Raw genomic sequence first — 19,197 nt, 5'->3', positions numbered from 1 at the left:
ATGCCGCGCCTCCGTCCCTCGCCCGTCGGGCGTCACACGGGTGGGGTTCACTGGGGGGAGACGCCCGACGGGCGAGGGACGGAGGCGCGGCATGGACCTGAACACGATCCAGCGCGTCCGGGTGGTGCGCGAGCGCTCCGAGCTGGCGGGCCGCGGGCCGCGCTCAGCGGTCATCGGAGGCGGCTCCTGGGTGTTCTCCCTGCCCCACGACCACCTCGACGAGCTCCTCGACCTGCAGGGATTCGCGTGGGAGCCGATCGTGCGCACGGACGCCGGGCTCTCGATCGCAGCGACCTGCACGCTCAGCGAGCTCGCCGCGATGCCCGACGCGGGCGACACCGCCCATCCGCTCTTCTTCCAGTGCTGCACGGCCCTGCTCGGCTCCTTCAAGATCTGGAACGTCGCCACTGTCGGCGGCAACATCGCCAACGCCCTGCCCGCAGGACCGATGATCAGCCTCGCCGCCGCGCTCGACGCCACCGCCCTCGTCTGGCGGGCCGACGGCTCGGACGTCGCCGTGCCGGTCGCCGAGCTCGTGACCGGCAACATGACCACCTCGCTGGCCCGGGACGACGTCATCCGCTCGATCGAGTTCCCGCTCTCCTCCCTCCGGGCGCGCACCGCGTTCCGCAAGACGGCGCTCTCCCCTCTCGGACGCTCCGGCGCCGTCGTCATCGGCCGCCTCGACACCGACGGCGCGTTCGTGCTCACGATCACCGCGGCGACCGTCCGGCCGGAGCTGCTCCGCTTCGCCGCCGTTCCCTCCTCGGCCGAGCTCGCCGCGGCCGTCGACGGCGTCGCGACCTGGTTCACCGACCCGCACGGAGCCGCCGACTGGCGCCACGCCGTCGTCCGCGTGCTCGCCGAGGAGATCCGCACCGAGCTGACCGGAGGCGCCCGATGAGGTTCACCGTCAACGGGGAGCCGGTCGACGCCTCCCCCCGCCCCGGCCAGGTGCTGCGCACCCTCCTCCGCGACCACGAGCACTTCGAGGTGAAGAAGGGGTGCGACGCCGGCGACTGCGGCGCCTGCTCCGTCCTCGTCGACGGGACGCCGTTCCACTCCTGCCTCTACCCCGCCCACCGCGTCGAGGGGCGCGAGGTGACGACCGCGGCCGGCCTCGGCACGCCCGAGGAGCCGAGCGCGGTGCAGGAGGCGTTCGTCGAGGCCGGCGCGTTCCAGTGCGGCTTCTGCACGGCCGGCATGGTGGTCACGGCCACGGCGCTCGACGGAGTCCGCGCCGAGGACGTGCCGCGGCTGATGAAGGGCAACCTCTGCCGGTGCACGGGCTACCGCCCCATCCGCGAGGCCGTGACGGGCGCCTGCGCGTCCGGGCACGGCGCGCACGCGGCCGAGCCGTCCGGAGCGGATCGCACGGAGGCCCCGGTCCGCGGACGGCACGCGGCCCCGCCGTCGGGTCTCACCCCCGTCCGCCGCACCGGTCGCCCGTCGGCCGAGGAGTCCCGGGTCGGCCGCTCGCTCGGCGCGCCCGCCGGCCGGCGGATCGTCCAGGGCCGCGAGCCGTTCACCCTCGACGTCGCCGTCCCCGGCCTGCTGCACCTGAAGGTCGTCCAGAGCCCGCACGCCCACGCGCGCATCCGCTCGATCGATACGACCGCCGCCCGTGCGATGCGGGGCGTCGTCGCGGTCCTCACCGCCGAGGACGTCCCGGACGTCCTCTACTCCACCGCCCGCCACGAGTCCCGGCTCGACGACCCGGACGACACCCGCATGCTCGACACCGTCGTCCGGTTCCGCGGGCAGCGCGTGGCCGTGGTGGTCGCGGAGTCGGTGGCCGAGGCGGAGGCGGCCTGCCGCGCCGTCGAAGTCGACTACGAGGTGCTGCCCGCCGTCTTCGACCCGGAGGAGGCGCGCTCCCCCGGCGCGCCGCTCCTGCACGCCGACAAGGATCCGATCGCCTCGCGCATCGCCCGGCCGGAGGCGAACGTCGTCGCGGAGCTCCACGGAGAGCACGGGGACGTGGCCGCCGGACTCGCTGAGGCCGACGTGGTCGTCGAGGGCCGGTACTCGACCTCCCGGGTCGCGCACACGGCTCTCGAGACCCACGGCACCATCGGCTGGCTCGAGGGCGGAGAGCTGGTGCTGCGGACCTCGACGCAGGTGCCCTTCCTCGTGCGCGACGAGATCGCGCGCCTGTTCGACCGCGATCCGTCGACCGTCCGCGTCTTCACGGCACGGGTGGGCGGCGGCTTCGGCGGCAAGCAGGAGATCCTGACGGAGGACGTCGTCGCCCTCGCCGTGCTCGCCACCGGCCGGCCCGTGCAGTTCGAGTTCACCCGGAGCGACGAGTTCACGATGGCCCCCTGCCGACACCCGATGCGGGTCGGCGTCACGCTCGGCGCCCGGCGCGACGGACGGCTGACCGCCCTCGCCGTGGACGTGCTCTCGGACACCGGCGCCTACGGCAACCACGGACCCGGCGTGATGTTCCACGGCACCTCGGAGTCGGTCGCCGTCTACAGCGCGCCCAGCAAGCGCGTCGACGCGCAGGCCGTCTACACGAACAACCTCCCCTCGGGGGCGTTCCGCGGCTACGGCCTCGGGCAGGTGATCTTCGGCATCGAGTCGGCGATGGACGATCTCGCCCGCGAGCTCGGGATCGACCCGTTCGAGCTGCGGCGGATCAACGCGGTGCGCCCGGGCGAGCCGCTGGTGGTCACGCACGTCGAGGGCGACGACATCGGCTTCGCCTCCTACGGGCTCGACCAGTGCCTCGACCTCACCGAGGCGGCACTGGCCGGCGGCGGCGGCTCCCCCGCCCCCGACGGACCGGGGTGGCGGACAGGGCAGGGCACGGCACTGGCGATGATCGCCACCATCCCACCGCGGGGCCACTTCTCGGAGGCGACCGTCACCGTCGACGCCGAGGGAGTGCTGACCATCGGCGTCGGCACGGCCGAGTTCGGCAACGGGACGACCACCGTGCACACGCAGCTGGTCGCGAGCGCCTTCCGCGCCTCGGCCGACCGGGTGCGGATCCGCCAGTCCGACACGGACGCGGCCCGCTACGACACCGGAGCGTTCGGCAGCGCCGGCACGGTGGTCGCGGGCAAGGCCGTCCACTCGGCCGCGACGCGCCTCCTCGCCGAGCTGCAGGCGCTCGCGAAGCGGCTGACCGGGCACGACGAGACCTTCGAGCCCGACGACGAGGGCCTGCTCGCTCCGGACGGCACCCGGGTCGCGTTCGCCGATCTGGTCCGCGCGGCCGGCGGACCGGTCACCGCGACCGGGAGCGAGGACGGCGCTCAGCGCTCGCTCGCGTTCAACGTCCAGGGCTTCCGGGTCGCGGTGCACGAGCCGACGGGCGAGGTGCGGATCCTGCAGTCGGTGCAGGCGGCCGACGCCGGCTTCGTGATCAACCCGGCGCAGTGCCGCGGGCAGGTCGAGGGCGGAGTGGCGCAGGCGATCGGCTCGGCGCTGTACGAGGAGGTGATCCTCGACGGCGAGGGCACCGTGACCACGGCGATCCTGCGGAACTACCACATCCCGCAGATGGCGGACGTGCCCGAGACCGAGGTGCTCTTCGCGGACACCGCCGACGAGCTCGGGCCGTTCGGCGCGAAGTCGATGAGCGAGGCGCCCTACAACCCGGTCGCCCCCGCACTCGCCAACGCCGTCCGCGACGCGATCGGCGTGCGGCCGACCGAGCTGCCGCTCTCCCGCGACCGGATCTGGCGGCTCCTGCACCCGGACGCCGCCCCGGTCGCGACCGTCGAGGCGGAGGCGCCGCCCGGTTGAACGACGACGGGCTGAGCGCCGATCGGCTGCCGCAGCTCAGACGCGCGACGCCAGCTCCGTGCTCGCCCGGGCGACCTCGCGGGCGATCGCGTCCTCGTCCGCGTTCACCAGCCGTCCCTCCCGCACGGTCGGGCGACCCTGCACCAGGAGCAGGCTCAGCGGGGGCTGCGCTCCGAGTGCGAGCGCCGCGACCGGGTCCGCGATGCCCGCGTGCTCGATCCCGTCGATCCGCCAGAGCGCGAGGTCGGCGAGCTTGCCGACCTCGATCGAGCCGATCTCGTCCTGCCGGCCGAGCACCCGGGCCCCGCCGATGGTGGCGACCGAGAGCGCCTGCCGGGCGCTCATCCGGTCGGCGCCGGCGCGCAGGCGGTTCATCAGCACCGCGGCGCGGATCTCGGAGCCGAGCTGACCGGACTCGTTCGACGCCGCGCCGTCCACGCCGAGGCCGACCGGGGCTCCCGCAGCCAGCAGCTGCGGGATCGGCGCGATGCCCGCCGCGAGCCGGCCGTTCGAGGACGGGCAGTGCGCGACTCCGGTGCCCGTGGCCGCGAACTTCGCGATCGCGTCGGCGTCGAGGTGGACGCAGTGCGCCATCCAGACGTCGTCGCCGAGCCAGCCGAGCGACTCCAGGTGGTCGGTGGGCGAGAGGCCGAACGCCTCCCGCGTGTAGGCGTCCTCCTCCACGGTCTCGGAGCCGTGGGTGTGCAGCCGGACCCCGAGCTGACGGGCGAGGACGGCCGACTCTCGCAGCAGGTCGGTGGTCACCGAGAACGGCGAGCACGGGGCGATCGCGACCCGCACCATCGCGTCGGCGGAGGCGTCGTGGTACCGCTGGACCGCCTCTCCGCTGGCCTGGAGCGCGGCCGCCGTGGTCTCGACGGCGAAGTCCGGCGGGAGGCCGCCCCGGGACTCGCCGAGGTCCATCGACCCGCGGGTCGCGTGCAGCCGGAGGCCGAGGGTGCCGGCCGCGTCGACGATGCCGCCGACGATGTCGCCGGAGCCCCGTGGGAAGACGTAGTGGTGGTCGGCGACGGTGCTGCAGCCGGACCGGGCGAGGACGCCCATCGCGCCGAGGGCGGCGGAGCGGGTCAGGTCGGCGTCGATGCGGGACCAGGCGGGGTAGAGAGCGACCAGCCAGTCGAAGAGGATCGAGTCCTGCGCCCAGCCGCGGGTGAGCCACTGGTAGAGGTGGTGGTGCGTGTTGACGAGCCCGGGAGTGAGCAGGTGGCCGCGGCCGTCGACCCGCGTGAGCGCGATCGCCTCCTGCGCCGGCAGGCCCGTCGGGGACCGTCCGTCGAGGGCCCACGCCGGAGGGTCGCCGGCTCCTACTGCGACGATGCGGGAGTCGTCGACGACGACGTGGCCGACGGGGTGCTCGGTCCCGTGCGCGTCGACGGTGGCGACGTGGGCTCCGGTGAGGACGTGGCGCTGCATGCCCCGAGCATGGCAGCGCGGTGTTTCGCGGCCGTTTCCCGCCGGAGTGCGAGCAGGCCGGCGCGATCACGACGGCGCGCCGTCAGGGGAGGACGTGCGGCTCAGCGCGCCGCGTGGATCGGGCCCGAGCGCCCCGCGAGCGGCTCCCCGGACGTCCCCGTGCGCGAGGCGAGGACCTCCGCGAGGATCGACACGGCCGTCTCCTCCGGCGTCGACGCGCCGATGTCCAGGCCGATCGGCGAGTGCAGGCGGGCGAGCGCCTCCTCCGTCACTCCCGCCTCGCGCAGCAGCCGCAGCCGCCGCTCGTGGGTGCGCCGCGATCCCATCGCGCCGACGTAGGCGACCGGGAGCGCGAGCGCGGTCTCGAGCAGCGGGATGTCGAACTTCTCGTCGTGCGTGAGCACCGCGATCACGGTGCGCGAGTCGACCTCGGCGCGGGCGAGGTGGTCGGAAGGCCACTCGACCACGACCTCGTCGGCGCCGGGGAAGCGCTCGGCGGTCGCGAACACCGGACGCGCGTCGCAGACGGTCACGCGGTAGCCGAGCAGGGATCCGGCGGAGCAGAGCGCGGCGGAGAAGTCGACGGCGCCGTAGATCAGCAGGCGCGGCCGCTCGGCGTGCACGATGTAGGCGATCTCGAGCTCGGCGCTCCGGCAGGCGGTCTCGACCGTGGCCGAGCGGCCGGAGGCCAGGCGCGCCTCGCGCTCGGCGAGGATGCGGCGGGCGGTGTCCTCGTCCAGGTGCGGGCCGACGACGTCCTGGAGGCGCGTCGCTCCGGTGAGGACGAGGCCGATCAGCTCCTCCGGGCCGCCGACGACGATCGCCAGCGCGGCCGAGCGGCCGGCGCGGGCGGCGCGCAGCTCGGCGAGGACCGCGGTGGAGCCGGAGTCGACGACCTGGCCGAACACGCGCAGCTGCCCCCCGCAGGACAGGCCCGCGGCGAAGGCCGCCTCGTCGTCGAAGCCGAAGTGCTCGGACGCGCTGCCCGAGGTGCCGAGCACCTCCTGGGCCAGCGCGTACGCCTGCGCCTCGACGCAGCCGCCGGAGATCGAGCCGATCGCGCGCCCCTCCGCGTCCACCGCCATCGAGGAGCCGAGAGCGCGGGGAGCCGAGCCGAAGACGTGCGTGACCGTGACGACCGCGACGCTCCCGCCCGCCTCGACGCGCTCGAGCAGGGGGTCGGCGATGTCGAGCACGACGGCCTCCTCTTCTCGGACGGGAGGCGACGGCGCCGGGGCTGCGGGGAGGCCGGGCGGAGCCGCCGACGGGCGCTCACACGCAGGAAACATGCCGAGTATAGGGTCGATCCATGCCTGACGACGCTCCCTTCCTCGACCTCGTGATCCGCGCCTCCGACGTGCTGACCGAGAACGGCCGGCGTCCGGCCAGCATCGCGATCGCCGAGGGCCTGATCGTCGCGGTCGGCGAGCGGGACGCCCCCTGGCGGACCACGGAGGAGATCGTCCTCCCCGAGGGCCAGGTCCTGATCCCGGGGATCGTCGACACCCACGTGCACGTCAACGAGCCGGGCCGCACGGAGTGGGAGGGCTTCTCCTCCGCCACCCGCGCGGCCGCCGCCGGGGGCGTCACCACGATCATCGACATGCCGCTGAACTCGATCCCGCCGACCACCACGGTGTCGGGGCTCGAGGCCAAGCGCGCGGCCGCCGGGCCGCAGGCGCAGGTGGACGTCGGATTCTGGGGCGGGGCGATCCCCTCGAACCTCGGCACGCTGCGCGAGCTCCACGACGCGGGCGTCTTCGGCTTCAAGTGCTTCCTCTCGCCGAGCGGAGTGGACGAGTTCCCGCACCTGAGCCGGGAGCAGCTCGTCGAGGCGATGCGCGAGATCGCCGCCTTCGACGGACTGCTGATCGTGCACGCCGAGGACCCGGCCGAGCTGGAGGCGAGCGCGCTGGAGCCCGGCGCCTCCTACGGCGCGTTCGTCGACTCCCGCCCGCCCGCCTCCGAGCGCAGCGCGATCCTGCACGTGATCGAGGCCGTCCGCGAGACCGGCTGCCGCGCGCACATCCTGCACCTCTCCTCCGCCGACGCGCTGCCGCTCCTGCGCGAGGCCAAGGCCGAGGGGCTGCCGATCACCGCCGAGACCTGCCCGCACTACCTCACCTTCGACGCCGGCTCGATCCCCGACGGCGGCACGCAGTTCAAGTGCTGCCCGCCGATCCGCGACGAGCGCAACCGCGAGCTGCTCTGGAAGGGGCTGCTCGACGGGACGATCGACATCATCGCCTCGGACCACTCCCCCGCCACCGCCGAGCTGAAGCTCCCCGCCGGCGGCGACTTCGGCGTCGCCTGGGGCGGGATCTCGGGACTCGAGCTGAGCTTCCGCGCGGTCTGGACCGGGGCCCGCGAGCGGGGCATCCCGCTCGAGCAGGTCGTCGCCTGGATGTCCACGGCGACCGCCGCGTTCGCCGGGCTCGGCCAGAAGGGCCTGCTGCACGCGGGGTCCGACGCCGACCTGGTCGCGTTCGACCCGGAGGCGCAGTGGCGCGTGGACGTCGACGCCCTCTCGCACCGGAACCCCGTCTCGGCCTACGAGGGCCGCGTCCTCCGCGGCGCCGTCGCCGCCACCTGGGTGGGCGGCCGCCGAGTCACCGCCGCGACGGTCCCGCCCGCCGGGCGCCTCCTCACCCGCCCCTGACCTCGACCCGCCGATCCCCCGCCTCCCTGACGACACCTCGGGGAGCTCGACCGCTCACGCCGAGCGCCGCCGTGTCATCGGCAGGTTTCGAGCGTGTGAACGGAGGCGGGTCGGAGCCGCGGAGCGGGCGGATCGCACAAGACTCGGAGTCCCGGCGGCGGCTCCTCGGGATGCTCCGCCGGTGCGCGGAGCCGCCGGCAGGCGCGAGGCTGGCAGACGGGCTCGCAGGAGCCGCGAGCAGGACGGTCACCACCGCGTGACCGGGCCCGGCCGCACGGAACGGACAGGAGCGGACATGTCGATCATCCTCGGGGACCACCAGTACGGGAAGGCCGAGAACCGCGTCGTGCGGATCTACCGCGAGACCCCGCGGCACGAGATCCACGACGTCAACGTCTCCACGGCCCTCCGCGGCGACTTCGAGGCCGCGCACCGAGAGGGCGACCAGTCGGCCGTCCTGCCCACGGACACGCAGAAGCAGACGGCGTACGCCTTCGCCAAGGAGAAGGGCCTGCGCTCGATCGAGCCCTACGGCCTCGAGCTGGCCCGCCACTTCGTCGACGGCTACGAGCCCGTCCACGGCGCCCGCATCGAGATCGAGGAGTTCGCCTGGGAGCGCGTGCTGGTGGACGGGCGCGAGCACGACCACACCTGGGTCCGGAAGGGCCAGGAGACGCGGATCGCGTCGGTCACGGTCGAGGGCTCGGGCGACGAGCGGCGGATCTGGATCACCGGCGGCTTCAAGGACCTCACGATCCTGAAGTCCACGGGGAGCGAGTTCCACGGCTTCCTCACCGACCCGTACACGGTCCTCCAGCCGACGAACGACCGGGTGATGGCGACCTCGCTGGTCGCGAAGTGGCGCTTCGCCCTGAGCGAGGACGAGATCGCGGCGATGGACTGGGAGGCGGTCTACGCGGGCGTCAAGGCGCTCATGACGAGCCGCTTCGCGACCGTGCACTCCCTCGCCCTCCAGCAGACGCTCTTCGAGATGGGGAAGGCGGTCCTGGAGGAGTACCCGCAGATCGTCGAGATCCGTCTCTCCGCGCCGAACAAGCACCACTTCGTCTACGACCTCTCGCCCTTCGGCGTCGAGAACGACAACGAGGTCTTCCACGCCGCCGACCGCCCCTACGGGCTGATCCAGGCGAGCGTCACCCGCGACGACGCGCCGCCCGCGGGATCCGCCTGGACCGCCTACACGGGCCTGGTGTGACCGGCGCCGGGGGCGTCCACCGGGGGCACGTGCTGCACGTCGCCGGGGGTGCGACGCTCGCGACCGCGCGGGAGTCGCTGGTGTCGATCCCGGACGGCGCTCTCGCCGTGGACGAGGACGGCACGATCGCCTGGGTCGGTCCGTACCGCGAGCTGCCGGACCGCTTCGCTCTCCTGCCGGTCTCCGGCGACGCCGCGTCGATCCTGCTGCCCGGCTTCGTCGACGCGCACGTGCACTTCCCCCAGACGTTCTCGACCGACGGCTTCGGCGGCGGCCAGCTGCTCGAGTGGCTCGACCGGACGGTGTTCCCGGCGGAGGCGCGGCTCGCCGACCCGGAGTTCGCCGACGTCGTCGCGCGCGCCTTCACCCGGCGGCGGGTGGCCGCGGGCACGACCGCCGCGATGGTCTTCGGCTCCGCGTTCCCGGCCGCGCAGGACGCCCTCTTCGAGCGCAGCCGCGAGGCGGGGCTGCGGATCGTGTCGGGGCGCGGGATCCAGACCACGGGCCCGGCCTCGGCGGCGCCCCTGATCACCTCGGAGGAGGAGGCGCTGACGCTCGCGTCGGAAGAGATCGACCGCTGGCACGGGAGGGACCAGCTCCTGCAGGTCGCGCTCGTCCCGCGGTTCTCGCTGTCCGTCACTCCCCGGACCCTCGGAGCGCTCGGCGACCTCTACGACGACGTCCGCGGACGCGGCGTCTACGTGCACAGCCACCTCAACGAGAACGACCGGCCCGGCGACGGCGAGATCGCCGCCGTGCTCGGCTCGTACGGCACCCGCAGCTACCTCGACACCTACGACGGGCTCTTCCTGCCCGGCTCGGCGCGCGGCGGCTCCTCCCTCCTCGGGCCGCGCACGATCCTCGCCCACGCCGTGCACTGCCAGGACGCGGAGCTGCACCGGATGGAGGAGACCGGCACCTCGATCGCCCACTGCCCGACCTCGCAGCAGTTCCTCGGCTCCGGCACCATGCCCTGGCGCCGGACCGTCGCCTCGGGGGTCACCGTCGCCCTCGGCTCGGACGTGGGCGCGGGCGACGAGTGGCTGCTGGCGCGAGTGGCGAACGACGCCTTCAAGGTGCACCTCTCGGAGCCCGGCGACGCGGCCGTCGCCCTGCATCCGGCCGAGCTCCTGTTCACGGCGACGCTCGCCGGCGCGCGGGCGCTCGACCAGGAGGACCGGTTCGGCAGCCTCGACCCCGGGAAGGACGCGGACTTCCTCCGCATCGAGCCCGACCGGTGGGAGCCGCTCGCCGACGTCCTCGCCCACGGGATCCGCGCGGACGACGAGGAGGAGGCGACGGCCCAGCTGCTCTTCGCCCTGCTGATGACCCTGCGCGAGCCGGCGATCGCCGCGGTGCACGTCCGGGGCAGGCGGATCGCGCCTCCGGAGTGACGGGGCCGGCCCGGGCGGCGCGGTGCGGACCGCGCGCACCCGGCCGTCAGCGCAGGCGCAGCGCCAGGAACAGGTCGGCGCGGTCCGCGGTGTCCGACAGGTCGCGCTGCGTCAGCTCCTCCACCCTCGCGATGCGGTACCGCACCGTGTTCAGGTGCAGGTGCGTCTGCTCCGCCGTGCGCACCCACGAGCCGCCGCAGTCGAGGAACGCCGCGAGCGTGGCGACCAGCTGCGAGCCGTAGCGCGCGTCGTGCTCGACGAGCCGCCCGAGCACCAGCTCGACGAACACTGAGCGCAGGTGGTCGGGGACCGCGCTCAGCAGCTGCACGGCGGAGGTGACCTCCCCGGAGTCGCTGACCCGCACCGGAGCGTCGTCGCCCGGAGAGCCCGGCAGCAGCATCCCGTAGCGTGCCGAGCGGAGGGCGCCGCCGAGCGCGGGCAGCGGAGTCGCGGCGCTCGTCCCGACGCGCAGCACGGCGCCCGGCCACGCGGCTCCCGCTCGTCGCAGCGCCGAGGTGACGACGGCGAGCGGATCCGCGCCGGTGGGGATCGCATCGGTCGCCTCGGTGGGCAGCACAGCCACCGCGCAGCCCTCGGCGTCGCGTCCGACCACGGCGCGGCCCAGGTGCGCGGCGGCGTCGACCAGGACACGGCGCGCCAGGTCCGGGGGCGCGTCGCCCTCGAACTCGGCGGCGACCACGGCGCACCGCCCGGCGCCGCCGAGTCCGAGCTGCCGCAGGTACACCGCGGCCTCGGGCTGCTCGCTGTCCTCCTCCACGAGCTCGAGCAGGCGGTCGGCGAGAGCGGAGTCGGCCGAGAGCGCCGCCTCCCGCTGCAGCCGGTAGACCCCCACGACTCCGGCGAGCTCCGTCACGGCGTCGAGTACCGCGGCGGGCCAGTCGTTCCAGTCTCCCCCGACGACGACCAGCCAGGAGGTGGCGCGGTGCTCGCCCGCTCCGGCGACGGTGAGGACCGACAGGGCGCCGCCGCGGGCGTCCGCGACCACGACCGGGCTGCGCCGGGCCGTGAGCGCCGCGTGCACGACCCGCTCGATCTCCCCCAGCCCCAGGGGCGAGGCGGAGGCCGCGGTCCGGCCGGTGGCGGTCAGCACCGACACGGGGAGTCCGAGCTCGCGCGAGGTGCGCGTGACGAGCTCGTCGAGCTGCTGCCCCCGGTAGACCTCCGTCAGCAGCTCCCGCTGGCGGGCGAGGGCGGCCGTCAGCCGGGCCACGCGGTCGCCGGCGAGAGCGTTCGACAGGTGCGCCGTGATCGCGCCGAACGACACATCGGCCGGCACGGCGATCAGCGGGACGTCGTGCTCGCGGCAGGCGACGACGAGGTCGTCCGGAACGAAGCCCAGCAGCCCCTCGCCGGCGAGCAGAGCGCTGGCACCCGAGTCCGCGACCGCGGCGACGAAGGCCGCGCTGTCCTGGGCGTCCCGACGCCAGACCAGACCGGTCAGCACCAGCTGGTCGCGCGAGATGTAGCGGCGCGGATCGAGAAGATCGGTCGTGAAGATGCCGTCGACCGGCCGCGCGAGCGCCCCGTCGCCGGCGACCAGCACGCGCAGCCGCAGCTGCGGCGCGTCGAGGACGTCCTGCAGCTGCATCAGCTGCCCCGGTAGGTCGAGTAGGCGAAGGGACTGAGCAGGAGCGGGATGTGGAAGTGCGCCTCCTCGTCGTCGAGGCGGAAGGCGACGACGACCTCGGGGTAGAACGACTCGGTGCCCGAGGCGGCGAACCAGGCGCCGGTGTCGAAGACGACCCGGTGCACCCCGGCGGCCAGGCGCTCCGGCCCGAAGGCCGCCACGCGGCCGTCGTCGTCGGTGCGGGCCTCGGCGAGGCGCTCCCAGCCGGAGCCGACACGGGCGTCGAGAGCCACCGGGACCCCGCGCGCGGGGCGGCCGCGGACGGCGTCGAGCACGTGGGTGGTGACGCGGCTGGCGTGCCCGCTCATCGTGCGGCCTCCGCCCGGACGAGGCGCCCGTCGTCGAGGCCGCGGACGCGCAGCACCGTGATCTCCCGCAGCTGCTCCGCGACGATGCGGGCCTCCGTCTCGTCGTCGAGCCCGAGCCTCCGCTCCAGCTCCGCGACGACCTCGGCCCGGTCGCGGCCGGCCGCGCGGAGGAGGAACACGCGCCCGAACCGCTCCTCGTAGGCGCGGTTGCCGGCCAGCAGCCGCCGGGTCAGCTCCTCGTCGCCCGTGCGGCTCGCCGCCTGCTCCGCGGCCGAGAACGCGGAGGAGCGCCCCGCGCCCGCGTGCCGCTCGCCGATCCGGGGGTGGTCGGCCAGCGCCGCCTCCACCTCCTCCTCGGTGAGCGTGCGCGCGGCCCGCTCGGCCGCGTCGGCGAGCGCGTCGGCCGACGGGTAGGGCGCGCCGGAGGCGACCTCGTCGGCCCAGCGGGGGACGGCGAGGCACGCGAGCAGCACGTCGCGGGCGGTCTCGGATCGGGTGTCGGTCATGCGGTCTCCTTCGTCCGGCGGAGCAGGGGCTCGGCCTGCGGCACGATGGTCGGATGGATCTGGTCGGGAGTCGGGACCTCGTCGGGCTGGTGCTCGCGGCGGGTGCGGGGCGCCGGGCGGGCGGCCCGAAGGCGCTGCGGTGCGACGCGGCGGGAGTTCCCTGGGTGGAGCGGGCCGTCGAGAGGCTCCGCGCGGTGGGCTGCGAGCGGGTGCTCGTGGTCCTGGGCGCGGAGGCCGGACGGGCGCGCCTCCTGGTGCCGCCGTCCGCGGACGTGGTCGTCGCGGCGGAGTGGGAGAGCGGCCTCTCGGCGTCGCTCCGCGCGGGTCTCACCGCGGCCGAGGGCGTCGCCGCGCTGGTCGCCCTGGTCGACCTGCCCGAGGAGCCGCCGAGCGTGGGGGCCCGGCTGCTCGCGGAGGCGCCGGTCGCGCCGGACGTGCTCGCCCGCGCGGTCTTCCGCGGTCGGCCCGGTCATCCGGTGCTGCTGGGACGGGACCACTGGCCGGAGCTCCTCGAGGGCGTGCACGGCGACTCCGGCGCGCGCGACCTGCTCCGCGCGAGGGGCGCGCGCGGGGTGGAGTGCGGCGATCTGTGGTCGGGAGCCGACCGCGACGGGCCGGACTGAGCGGTTCACGCCAGGCCCGCGTCGTCGAGGGCGGCGGCCAGCGCCCGCCAGGCCAGCGTCGCGCAGACGGAGCGGACGGGGTTGCCCGCCACCGCGAGCAGCGCCTGCTCCTCGCCTGCGAGTGCACCCTCCCGGTGCGCCATCGCCGCGAGGAACGCGTCGATCCGCTCCCGCATGTCCGACGCCGGCAGCCCGTCGAGACCGTCCGCGAGCAGCGACGCGGATCCCCGCGAGACCTCGCACCCCCGCCCGCTCCAGGCGAGGCGCACCTGCTCCGCGCCGCCGTCGACGCGCAGCTCGATCCGGTCGCCGCAGGTGGGGGTGATCAGCTCGGCCCGACCGAGGGCCGGAGTCGGGTCGGCCTGCCCGACGGGGTCCTTGGCGTGCGCGCGGATCAGCTCCGCCGCCTCGCTCACGGCCGGTCCTCCAGCTCGGCGAGCTCCGCGTAGGCCGTGCTGATCCCGGCGATCCGCTCGCGCGACTCCCTCGGGGACGCGCCGAGCACTCCGGACGCCACGAGCGCGACCGCGCTCATCGCCGCCGCGTAGCTGTCCAGCGCCGTGCCGCTGTCGACCGGGCACTCCAGCCAGACCGCCGCGTGCTCCGCGTAGCGCCGGGCGGGCGGATCCGCGAGGAGCACCACGGGCACCTCGCGCGCGGCGAGCGTCCCGATCAGGGCGGCGAAGGAGGCGGGGCGGCGGCGGAAGCCGACCAGCACCACGACGTCCTCGGCTCCGAGCCCCTCGAGCTCCTCACCGAGCGACTGGCCGGGCTGCGGGGCGATCCCGACGCGTCCGCGCGCCTGCGCGAGCTGCTGGCGCAGGTGCAGCGCCACCGGGTAGCTGTTGCGCAGTCCGATCACGACGACCTCGCGTGCTCCCGCGATCAGCCGCACCGCCTCTCCCAGCCGCCCGTCGCCGAACGCGGCGGCCAGCCGGGCCAGGTTCGCCCGCTCGCTCTCGAGGTGCGCGGCGAGCGGATCCCCCTGTCCCTGCGCGGGACCGACCGGCACACCGGAGGACCGCAGCGCCCGGGCGTGCTCGCGCACCTCCTGCGAGTTCGAGAACCCCAGGCGGCGGAACAGCCGCGAGACCGTGGCCTTGGACACTCCGCTGTGCTGGGCGAGCTCGGTCGCCGTGTAGACGGCCAGGTCGCCGAGGTGGTCGAGGATGAAGTCGGCCGCCCGCTGCTCCTGCCGCGACAGCGCGGCGTAGCCGGCATCGATGCGGTGACCGATGCTCGTCGAAGGGGCCGGGGCGGGGGTCACGCGGTCGGCGTCCCGTCGGCGAGCGCCAGCACGGCCGCCTCGAACGCGTCGAGCGCGGTCGCGACGTCGGCCTCGGTCACGTTCTCGTCCGGGTGGTGGCTGACGCCGCCCTCGCAGCGGAGGAAGAGCATCGCGTACTCGGCGAGGTCGGCGACCGCCATCGCGTCGTGGCCGGCCTTGGAGAACAGCACCATCGGCTCCGCGTCCCCGGTCGCGCGGATGCCCGCGCGCACGACGTCCTGCAGCCGAGAGGAGGCGACGACCGCGGGGGCCGAATGGGTCTCCTCCACCGTCAGCGCGAGACGGCGGCGCGACGCCGACTCCGACATCGCGTGCTCGATGGCGTCCCACGCCGCGTCGCGCTGGGCGTCGGTCTCGGCGCGGAGGTCGAGGCTGAACTCGACCCGGCCGGGGATGACGTTGACCGCGCCCGGTAAGGTCTCGAGCCGGCCGACCGTGGCGATCACGCCCTGCTCCCGCGCGATGCGCTCCACCGCGAGCACGGCCTCGGCCGCCCCGGTGAGCGCGTCGCGGCGGCGGTCGAGCGGGACCCCGCCCGCGTGCCCGGCCTTGCCGGTGAGGGTGAGTGCGAAGCGGCGGGCGCCCGCGATCGAGGAGACCACGGCGAGGGCGCGGTCCGCCTCCTCCAGGTAGGGGCCCTGCTCGATGTGCGCCTCGAGGTAGGCGAGGACGTCCTGCGCGTCGCGCGCGGCGGTGCGGATGCGCGAGGGGTCCAGCCCGAACTCGTGGAACGCCTCGACGAGCGTCGTCCCGTCGGCGTCCTCGAGCTCCCACCAGTGCTCGTCCCAGGTGCCGGCGAGGGCGCGGGAGCCGAGGAGCGCTGTGCCGAAGCGGGTGCCCTCCTCGTCGCCGAACGCGACGACCTCGACGGCGAACGGCAGGCGCCGGCCCGCCCCGTGCAGGCGCGACACCACGGCGATCGCGAGCATCACGCCGAGGATCCCGTCGTAGCGGCCCGCGTCGGGCACCGTGTCGAGGTGCGAGCCGAGCAGGAGCGCCGGGAGTCCCGGAGTCGCGCCCTCGTAGCGGCCGCACTGGTTGCCGGCCGCGTCCTGCCAGGTGCGCATGCCCGCCTCGGTCATCCAGCGCGCGGCCATCGCGTTCACCCGGGCGTGCTCGGGCGAGAGGTAGACCCGCTCGATGCCGTCGCGGCTGGAGGAGACCGCGGCGAGCTCGTCGCAGCGGGCCATGATCGCGGCGCGGTCGTGGGGTCCGCGGTCGTGCCGGTCATGCGCGTGCCGCCCCGTAGACCTCGTAGGCCCCCGCGACTCCGCCGCCCACCGGCACGGAGGCGCCCGCGCGGCGCAGCACCGCCTCCAGCGCCGCCAGGGTGGTCAGCACCGCGTCCGTCCGGGCGTTGTAGCCCATCGTGCCGATGCGCCAGACCTTCCCGTGCAGCGGCCCGAAGGACGTGCCGATCTCGATGCCGAAGTCGGCGAGCATCTCCCCGCGCACCGCGTCCCCGTTCACGCCCTGCGGAATGCGCACCGCGACGACGTTCGTCATCTTGTGCCCGACGTCGCCGAACACCTCGAGATCGAGGCCGCGGACTCCGGCGAGCATCGCCGACCCGTGCAGCGCGTGGCGGGCGACCGTCTCGTCCAGGCCCTCCTCGACGACGATGCGGGCGCACTCGCGCGCGCCGTAGAGCATCGTGGTCGCCTCGGTGTGGTGGTTGAGGCGGCGCGGCCCCCAGTAGTCGAAGACCATCCCGAGGTCGAAGTAGTTGGAGCGGACGCGGCGGGCGCTGACAGTGTCGCCCTCGTCGCGGATCCCCGCCTCGATGCTCCTGCGCGACTCGATCACCGCGACGGCCTTCTCCGAGAAGGTGACGGGAGCCGATCCGGACGGGCCGCCCAGGCACTTCTGGAGCCCCGCGGTGACCGCGTCGAGCCCGAGCTCGTCGGTCGCGAAGGCGTTGCCCGCGAGGGAGGCGGTGACGTCGGTGTAGAAGAGGGCGCCGTGCTTCTCGCAGAGGGCGCCGAGCTCTTCCAGCGGCTGCGCCATGGTGGTCGATGTGTCGCCGTGGACCACGGCCAGCATCTTCGGCTTCACCCGGGCCAGGGCCTCGGCGATCGCCGAGACGGGGAAGACCTGCCCCCACTCGGCCTCGATCACGTGCACCTCCGCGCCGCAGCGCTCCGCGATCTCCCGGAGGAGGTGCCCGAACCGCCCGAAGACCGGCACGAGCACGCGGTCGCCCGGCTCCAGCATCGAGACCAGCGCCGCCTCGATGCCCGCACGGCTCGTGCCGTCGACGAGCATCGTCTTCTCGTTGCGGGTGCGGAACACCTGCCGGTACAGCTCCTGCGTCTCCGTCATCGTCGCCGTCATGAACGGGTCGTACTGCCCGACCAGCTGCGCCGACATCGCACGCAGGACGCGCGGATCCGCGTTGATCGGGCCCGGCCCCATCAGCAGGCGCGGCGGCGGATCGACGGGGAGGAACGGTGCGGGCGCGGTCATGGGCCACCTCTTCACGAGCGGGAGAGAAACAGTCGTTTCACCCGGAGAGCCTATGCGACGGACGTTTCGCCGGTGTTTCGCGAGGTGCGGCGGGTCACCCGGGAGGTCCGCGGGACACTGGTCGGCATGAGGACAGCGCCGCACCGAACGGTCACCGGCCGGTGACCGAGGACCAGATCGTCGCTCTCGTCTGGGCGCCGATCGCGATCGTCTTCGGAGCGGTGTTCATCGGCCGGCGCGAGTGGATCTCCGCGCGGGCCCGTGATCTGCTGCGCAGGCGGGGGCAGAGGGTCGGGCCGAGAACGCAGTCGCCCGTCGTGATGGCCGCGGGAGGCGCCCTCTTCGTCGTCGTCGGCGTCGTCGTGATCCTGCTCACGCTGACGTCGGTCCTCCGCGGACCCTCCTGAGCCGTGTCGGGGTCTCGGCACCCCTCCGGCGGCGCAGCGCTCCTCCACAGGGGCGGCTCAGGGTCTGATTCTCCTGATCGGACGCCTCTGCTGCCCGCGTGTCGGTGGTCGCTGGTTCAATACGAGTATGGCGGATGGGATGCGGCAGGGACTCGAGGAGGTCCGCGCCCTCGGCGACCGTGCGGCGCTGCTCGCCCGCTCCGCGGCTCCGCTCCACCTCGCCTCCGCCGAGGCGCTGCACGAGGCGTACAGGGCCGCGCTCCGCCGCCCCGAGGCGTTCGCTCGCGGCGGGTCACCCAGCGAGTCGCGCGACCTCGTGGAGCGCTCGGTGCGGGCCGAGCTCGCCGTAGCGCTGGCCGTGTCCGAGCGCGTGGCCGCCCGGGAGCTCGAGCACGCCCGCCTGCTGGTCGAGCACCTCCCGTGCACGCGCGCCGCGCTGGCCGAGGCGCGGCTGCGCTGGGAGGCGGGGCAGATCATCTGCGGAGTCGCCGCGACCCTGCCGCCGGCGTCCCTCCCGGAGTTCGACGAGCGCGCCGCGGGACTGGCCGCCTCGAGGACGCCGACCCAGCTGCGGCGACGCCTCGCCCGACTGCGGGACGAGCTCCACGAGCGTCCTCTGGCCGACCGGCACGCCCGCGCTCGGGAGGACCGGTCGGTCCGGGTCTCGCCCGAGCAGGACGGTATGGCCACGCTCTGTGCGACCCTCCCCGCTCCGGCCGCGCTCGATGCGCTCGCGCGGCTCGACCGGATCGCCCGGACCCTCCGCGACGGGAGCGGTGCAGCGGAGGAGCGCACGCTCGCGCAGCTGCGGGCCGACGCCCTGGTGGACCTGCTCTGCGACGGCGACGTGTCCGGCACGGCGCCGGGCGACGAGCGTCCGCGCACGTCCGCTCGCGGCATCCGGGCCGAGGTGCGTCTGACCCTCGGCGCGAGCACCGCGGCCGCGCAGGACGAGACCCCCGCGGAACTGGACGGCTACGGCCTCGTCCCGGCCGGCGTCGCGCGCGAGCTCCTCGGACCCTGCTCGGCCGTCACCCCGGTGCTCATCCATCCGAGCACGGGCGCCGTGGTCTCCGTCGGACGCACGCACCGCCTCCCTCCCCCGCGGATGCGCCTCGCCCTCCAGCTGCGCGACCGCACATGCCGCTTCCCCGGCTGCACCCGGCCCGCGGCGACCGCCGAGGCCGACCACACGCTCGAGTGGCGTCACGGAGGCGCCACCGCCCTCGACAACCTGGCGTCGCTCTGCGTCGCCCACCACCACGTCCGCCACGGCGACCGCTGGACCTACACGCTCCACCCCGACGGATCGGCCGACTGGACCACTCCCACCGGCCGCCGCGTGGTCACCCGTCCCCCCGATCCGCCCGCGCCACCGCGGCCACCGCGCAGGCCGAGCTTCAGCGATGCGCCGCCGCCGTTCTGACCGCGGGACATGCTGCGCTCCTGCGGGCGCGGGATGCCCCCCACCCGCACTCGGAGCGCGCCC

Annotated in this window: 17 protein-coding genes; 8 read left to right on the top strand and 9 right to left on the bottom strand. The window is 74.9% G+C overall.

Annotated elements, in window-relative coordinates:
* Positions 1-91 precede the first annotated feature (91 nt).
* Both C5B95_RS02150 and C5B95_RS02145 read left to right on the top strand, forming a co-directional pair.
* Positions 92-904: an FAD binding domain-containing protein gene (locus tag C5B95_RS02150; protein ID WP_104348364.1), complete on the top strand. Its 813-nt coding sequence runs from the start codon at positions 92-94 to the stop codon at positions 902-904.
* Positions 901-3,759, top strand: a complete 2,859-nt coding sequence (locus tag C5B95_RS02145; RefSeq protein WP_104348363.1) for a molybdopterin cofactor-binding domain-containing protein — start codon at positions 901-903, stop codon at positions 3,757-3,759. The genes C5B95_RS02150 and C5B95_RS02145 overlap by 4 nt, the downstream gene beginning before the upstream one ends.
* 36 nt (positions 3,760-3,795) lie before the next feature.
* Here the strand turns inward: C5B95_RS02145 and C5B95_RS02140 are convergent, their stop codons facing one another.
* Complete coding sequence (locus C5B95_RS02140) at positions 3,796-5,193, bottom strand: 8-oxoguanine deaminase (RefSeq protein ID WP_104248247.1); 1,398 nt, start codon at positions 5,191-5,193, stop codon at positions 3,796-3,798.
* A gap of 101 nt (positions 5,194-5,294) precedes the next feature.
* The gene (locus C5B95_RS02135) at positions 5,295-6,389 is read right to left on the bottom strand and encodes an XdhC family protein (RefSeq protein ID WP_104348362.1); all 1,095 of its coding nucleotides are present in this window, start codon (positions 6,387-6,389) and stop codon (positions 5,295-5,297) included.
* A gap of 113 nt (positions 6,390-6,502) precedes the next feature.
* Between C5B95_RS02135 and allB the strand changes: the two genes are divergently transcribed.
* The 3 genes from allB (at position 6,503) to C5B95_RS02120 (ending at position 10,462) form a co-directional block, all read left to right on the top strand.
* Positions 6,503-7,852 (top strand): allantoinase AllB, encoded by a 1,350-nt coding sequence (gene allB / locus C5B95_RS02130; RefSeq protein WP_104348361.1) that lies wholly within the window; start codon positions 6,503-6,505, stop codon positions 7,850-7,852.
* Between the two features lie 295 nt (positions 7,853-8,147).
* On the top strand, positions 8,148-9,068 hold the full coding sequence (pucL, locus tag C5B95_RS02125; RefSeq protein WP_104234587.1) for a factor-independent urate hydroxylase: 921 nt from the start codon (positions 8,148-8,150) through the stop codon (positions 9,066-9,068).
* On the top strand, positions 9,065-10,462 hold the full coding sequence (locus tag C5B95_RS02120; RefSeq protein WP_104348360.1) for an amidohydrolase family protein: 1,398 nt from the start codon (positions 9,065-9,067) through the stop codon (positions 10,460-10,462). Before pucL ends, C5B95_RS02120 begins: the two co-directional genes overlap by 4 nt.
* Before the next feature lie 46 nt (positions 10,463-10,508).
* On the opposite strand, the gene C5B95_RS02115 is transcribed toward C5B95_RS02120, so the two are convergent.
* From C5B95_RS02115 to uraD, 3 genes are read right to left on the bottom strand one after another with little or no spacing between them, the layout of a single operon-like run.
* On the bottom strand, positions 10,509-12,071 hold the full coding sequence (locus C5B95_RS02115; protein WP_104257342.1) for a PucR family transcriptional regulator: 1,563 nt from the start codon (positions 12,069-12,071) through the stop codon (positions 10,509-10,511).
* The gene (gene uraH / locus C5B95_RS02110) at positions 12,071-12,418 is read right to left on the bottom strand and encodes a hydroxyisourate hydrolase (protein WP_104223494.1); all 348 of its coding nucleotides are present in this window, start codon (positions 12,416-12,418) and stop codon (positions 12,071-12,073) included. Before uraH ends, C5B95_RS02115 begins: the two co-directional genes overlap by 1 nt.
* Entirely contained in the window at positions 12,415-12,924 is a 510-nt protein-coding gene (gene uraD / locus C5B95_RS02105; RefSeq protein ID WP_104234584.1) for a 2-oxo-4-hydroxy-4-carboxy-5-ureidoimidazoline decarboxylase, read from the bottom strand. The genes uraH and uraD overlap by 4 nt, the downstream gene beginning before the upstream one ends.
* A gap of 53 nt (positions 12,925-12,977) precedes the next feature.
* Between uraD and C5B95_RS02100 the strand changes: the two genes are divergently transcribed.
* Positions 12,978-13,547 carry an NTP transferase domain-containing protein gene (locus C5B95_RS02100; protein WP_104348359.1) on the top strand — a complete coding sequence of 190 codons (570 nt, stop codon included), beginning with the start codon at positions 12,978-12,980 and terminating at the stop codon, positions 13,545-13,547.
* 5 nt (positions 13,548-13,552) lie between these two features.
* Here the strand turns inward: C5B95_RS02100 and C5B95_RS02095 are convergent, their stop codons facing one another.
* From C5B95_RS02095 to C5B95_RS02080, 4 genes are read right to left on the bottom strand one after another with little or no spacing between them, the layout of a single operon-like run.
* The gene (locus tag C5B95_RS02095; RefSeq protein WP_104223491.1) at positions 13,553-13,963 is read right to left on the bottom strand and encodes an iron-sulfur cluster assembly scaffold protein; all 411 of its coding nucleotides are present in this window, start codon (positions 13,961-13,963) and stop codon (positions 13,553-13,555) included.
* A complete protein-coding gene (locus C5B95_RS02090) occupies positions 13,960-14,814 on the bottom strand; it encodes a MurR/RpiR family transcriptional regulator (protein WP_219813799.1) in 855 nt (284 codons plus the stop codon). Before C5B95_RS02090 ends, C5B95_RS02095 begins: the two co-directional genes overlap by 4 nt.
* The gene (locus C5B95_RS02085) at positions 14,811-16,025 is read right to left on the bottom strand and encodes an allantoate amidohydrolase (RefSeq protein ID WP_104348358.1); all 1,215 of its coding nucleotides are present in this window, start codon (positions 16,023-16,025) and stop codon (positions 14,811-14,813) included. Before C5B95_RS02085 ends, C5B95_RS02090 begins: the two co-directional genes overlap by 4 nt.
* Positions 16,026-16,062: 37 nt before the next feature.
* Positions 16,063-17,301, bottom strand: a complete 1,239-nt coding sequence (locus C5B95_RS02080; protein ID WP_244230632.1) for an alanine--glyoxylate aminotransferase family protein — start codon at positions 17,299-17,301, stop codon at positions 16,063-16,065.
* Between the two features lie 161 nt (positions 17,302-17,462).
* On the opposite strand from C5B95_RS02080, the gene C5B95_RS02075 reads away from it, so the two are divergent.
* Together C5B95_RS02075 and C5B95_RS02070 are read left to right on the top strand one after the other, a co-directional pair.
* Complete coding sequence (locus tag C5B95_RS02075) at positions 17,463-17,708, top strand: hypothetical protein (RefSeq protein ID WP_104348357.1); 246 nt, start codon at positions 17,463-17,465, stop codon at positions 17,706-17,708.
* Positions 17,709-17,847: 139 nt separating this feature from the next.
* Complete coding sequence (locus C5B95_RS02070) at positions 17,848-19,134, top strand: HNH endonuclease signature motif containing protein (protein WP_104348356.1); 1,287 nt, start codon at positions 17,848-17,850, stop codon at positions 19,132-19,134.
* The last annotated feature ends 63 nt before the right edge of the window (positions 19,135-19,197 follow it).

Origin of the sequence: Rathayibacter sp. AY1A7, from assembly GCF_002930845.1 — a bacterium.
GTDB lineage: Bacteria > Actinomycetota > Actinomycetes > Actinomycetales > Microbacteriaceae > Rathayibacter.
The sequence above is the reverse complement of the archived record's forward strand: the minus strand, read 5'-3'. Positions and strand labels throughout refer to the sequence as shown.

What these genes read in the sequence shown, in the direction of transcription:
- C5B95_RS02150 (WP_104348364.1), top strand. Translation starts at nt 92, where the DNA reads ATGGACCTGAACACGATCCAGCGCGTCCGGGTGGTGCGCGAGCGCTCC.
- C5B95_RS02145 (WP_104348363.1), top strand. Translation starts at nt 901, where the DNA reads ATGAGGTTCACCGTCAACGGGGAGCCGGTCGACGCCTCCCCCCGCCCC.
- C5B95_RS02140 (WP_104248247.1), bottom strand. Translation starts at nt 5,193, where the DNA reads ATGCAGCGCCACGTCCTCACCGGAGCCCACGTCGCCACCGTCGACGCG.
- allB (WP_104348361.1), top strand. Translation starts at nt 6,503, where the DNA reads ATGCCTGACGACGCTCCCTTCCTCGACCTCGTGATCCGCGCCTCCGAC.
- pucL (WP_104234587.1), top strand. Translation starts at nt 8,148, where the DNA reads ATGTCGATCATCCTCGGGGACCACCAGTACGGGAAGGCCGAGAACCGC.
- C5B95_RS02115 (WP_104257342.1), bottom strand. Translation starts at nt 12,071, where the DNA reads ATGCAGCTGCAGGACGTCCTCGACGCGCCGCAGCTGCGGCTGCGCGTG.
- uraH (WP_104223494.1), bottom strand. Translation starts at nt 12,418, where the DNA reads ATGAGCGGGCACGCCAGCCGCGTCACCACCCACGTGCTCGACGCCGTC.
- uraD (WP_104234584.1), bottom strand. Translation starts at nt 12,924, where the DNA reads ATGACCGACACCCGATCCGAGACCGCCCGCGACGTGCTGCTCGCGTGC.
- C5B95_RS02100 (WP_104348359.1), top strand. Translation starts at nt 12,978, where the DNA reads ATGGATCTGGTCGGGAGTCGGGACCTCGTCGGGCTGGTGCTCGCGGCG.
- C5B95_RS02085 (WP_104348358.1), bottom strand. Translation starts at nt 16,025, where the DNA reads ATGGCCCGCTGCGACGAGCTCGCCGCGGTCTCCTCCAGCCGCGACGGC.
- C5B95_RS02080 (WP_244230632.1), bottom strand. Translation starts at nt 17,301, where the DNA reads ATGACCGCGCCCGCACCGTTCCTCCCCGTCGATCCGCCGCCGCGCCTG.
- C5B95_RS02070 (WP_104348356.1), top strand. Translation starts at nt 17,848, where the DNA reads ATGCGGCAGGGACTCGAGGAGGTCCGCGCCCTCGGCGACCGTGCGGCG.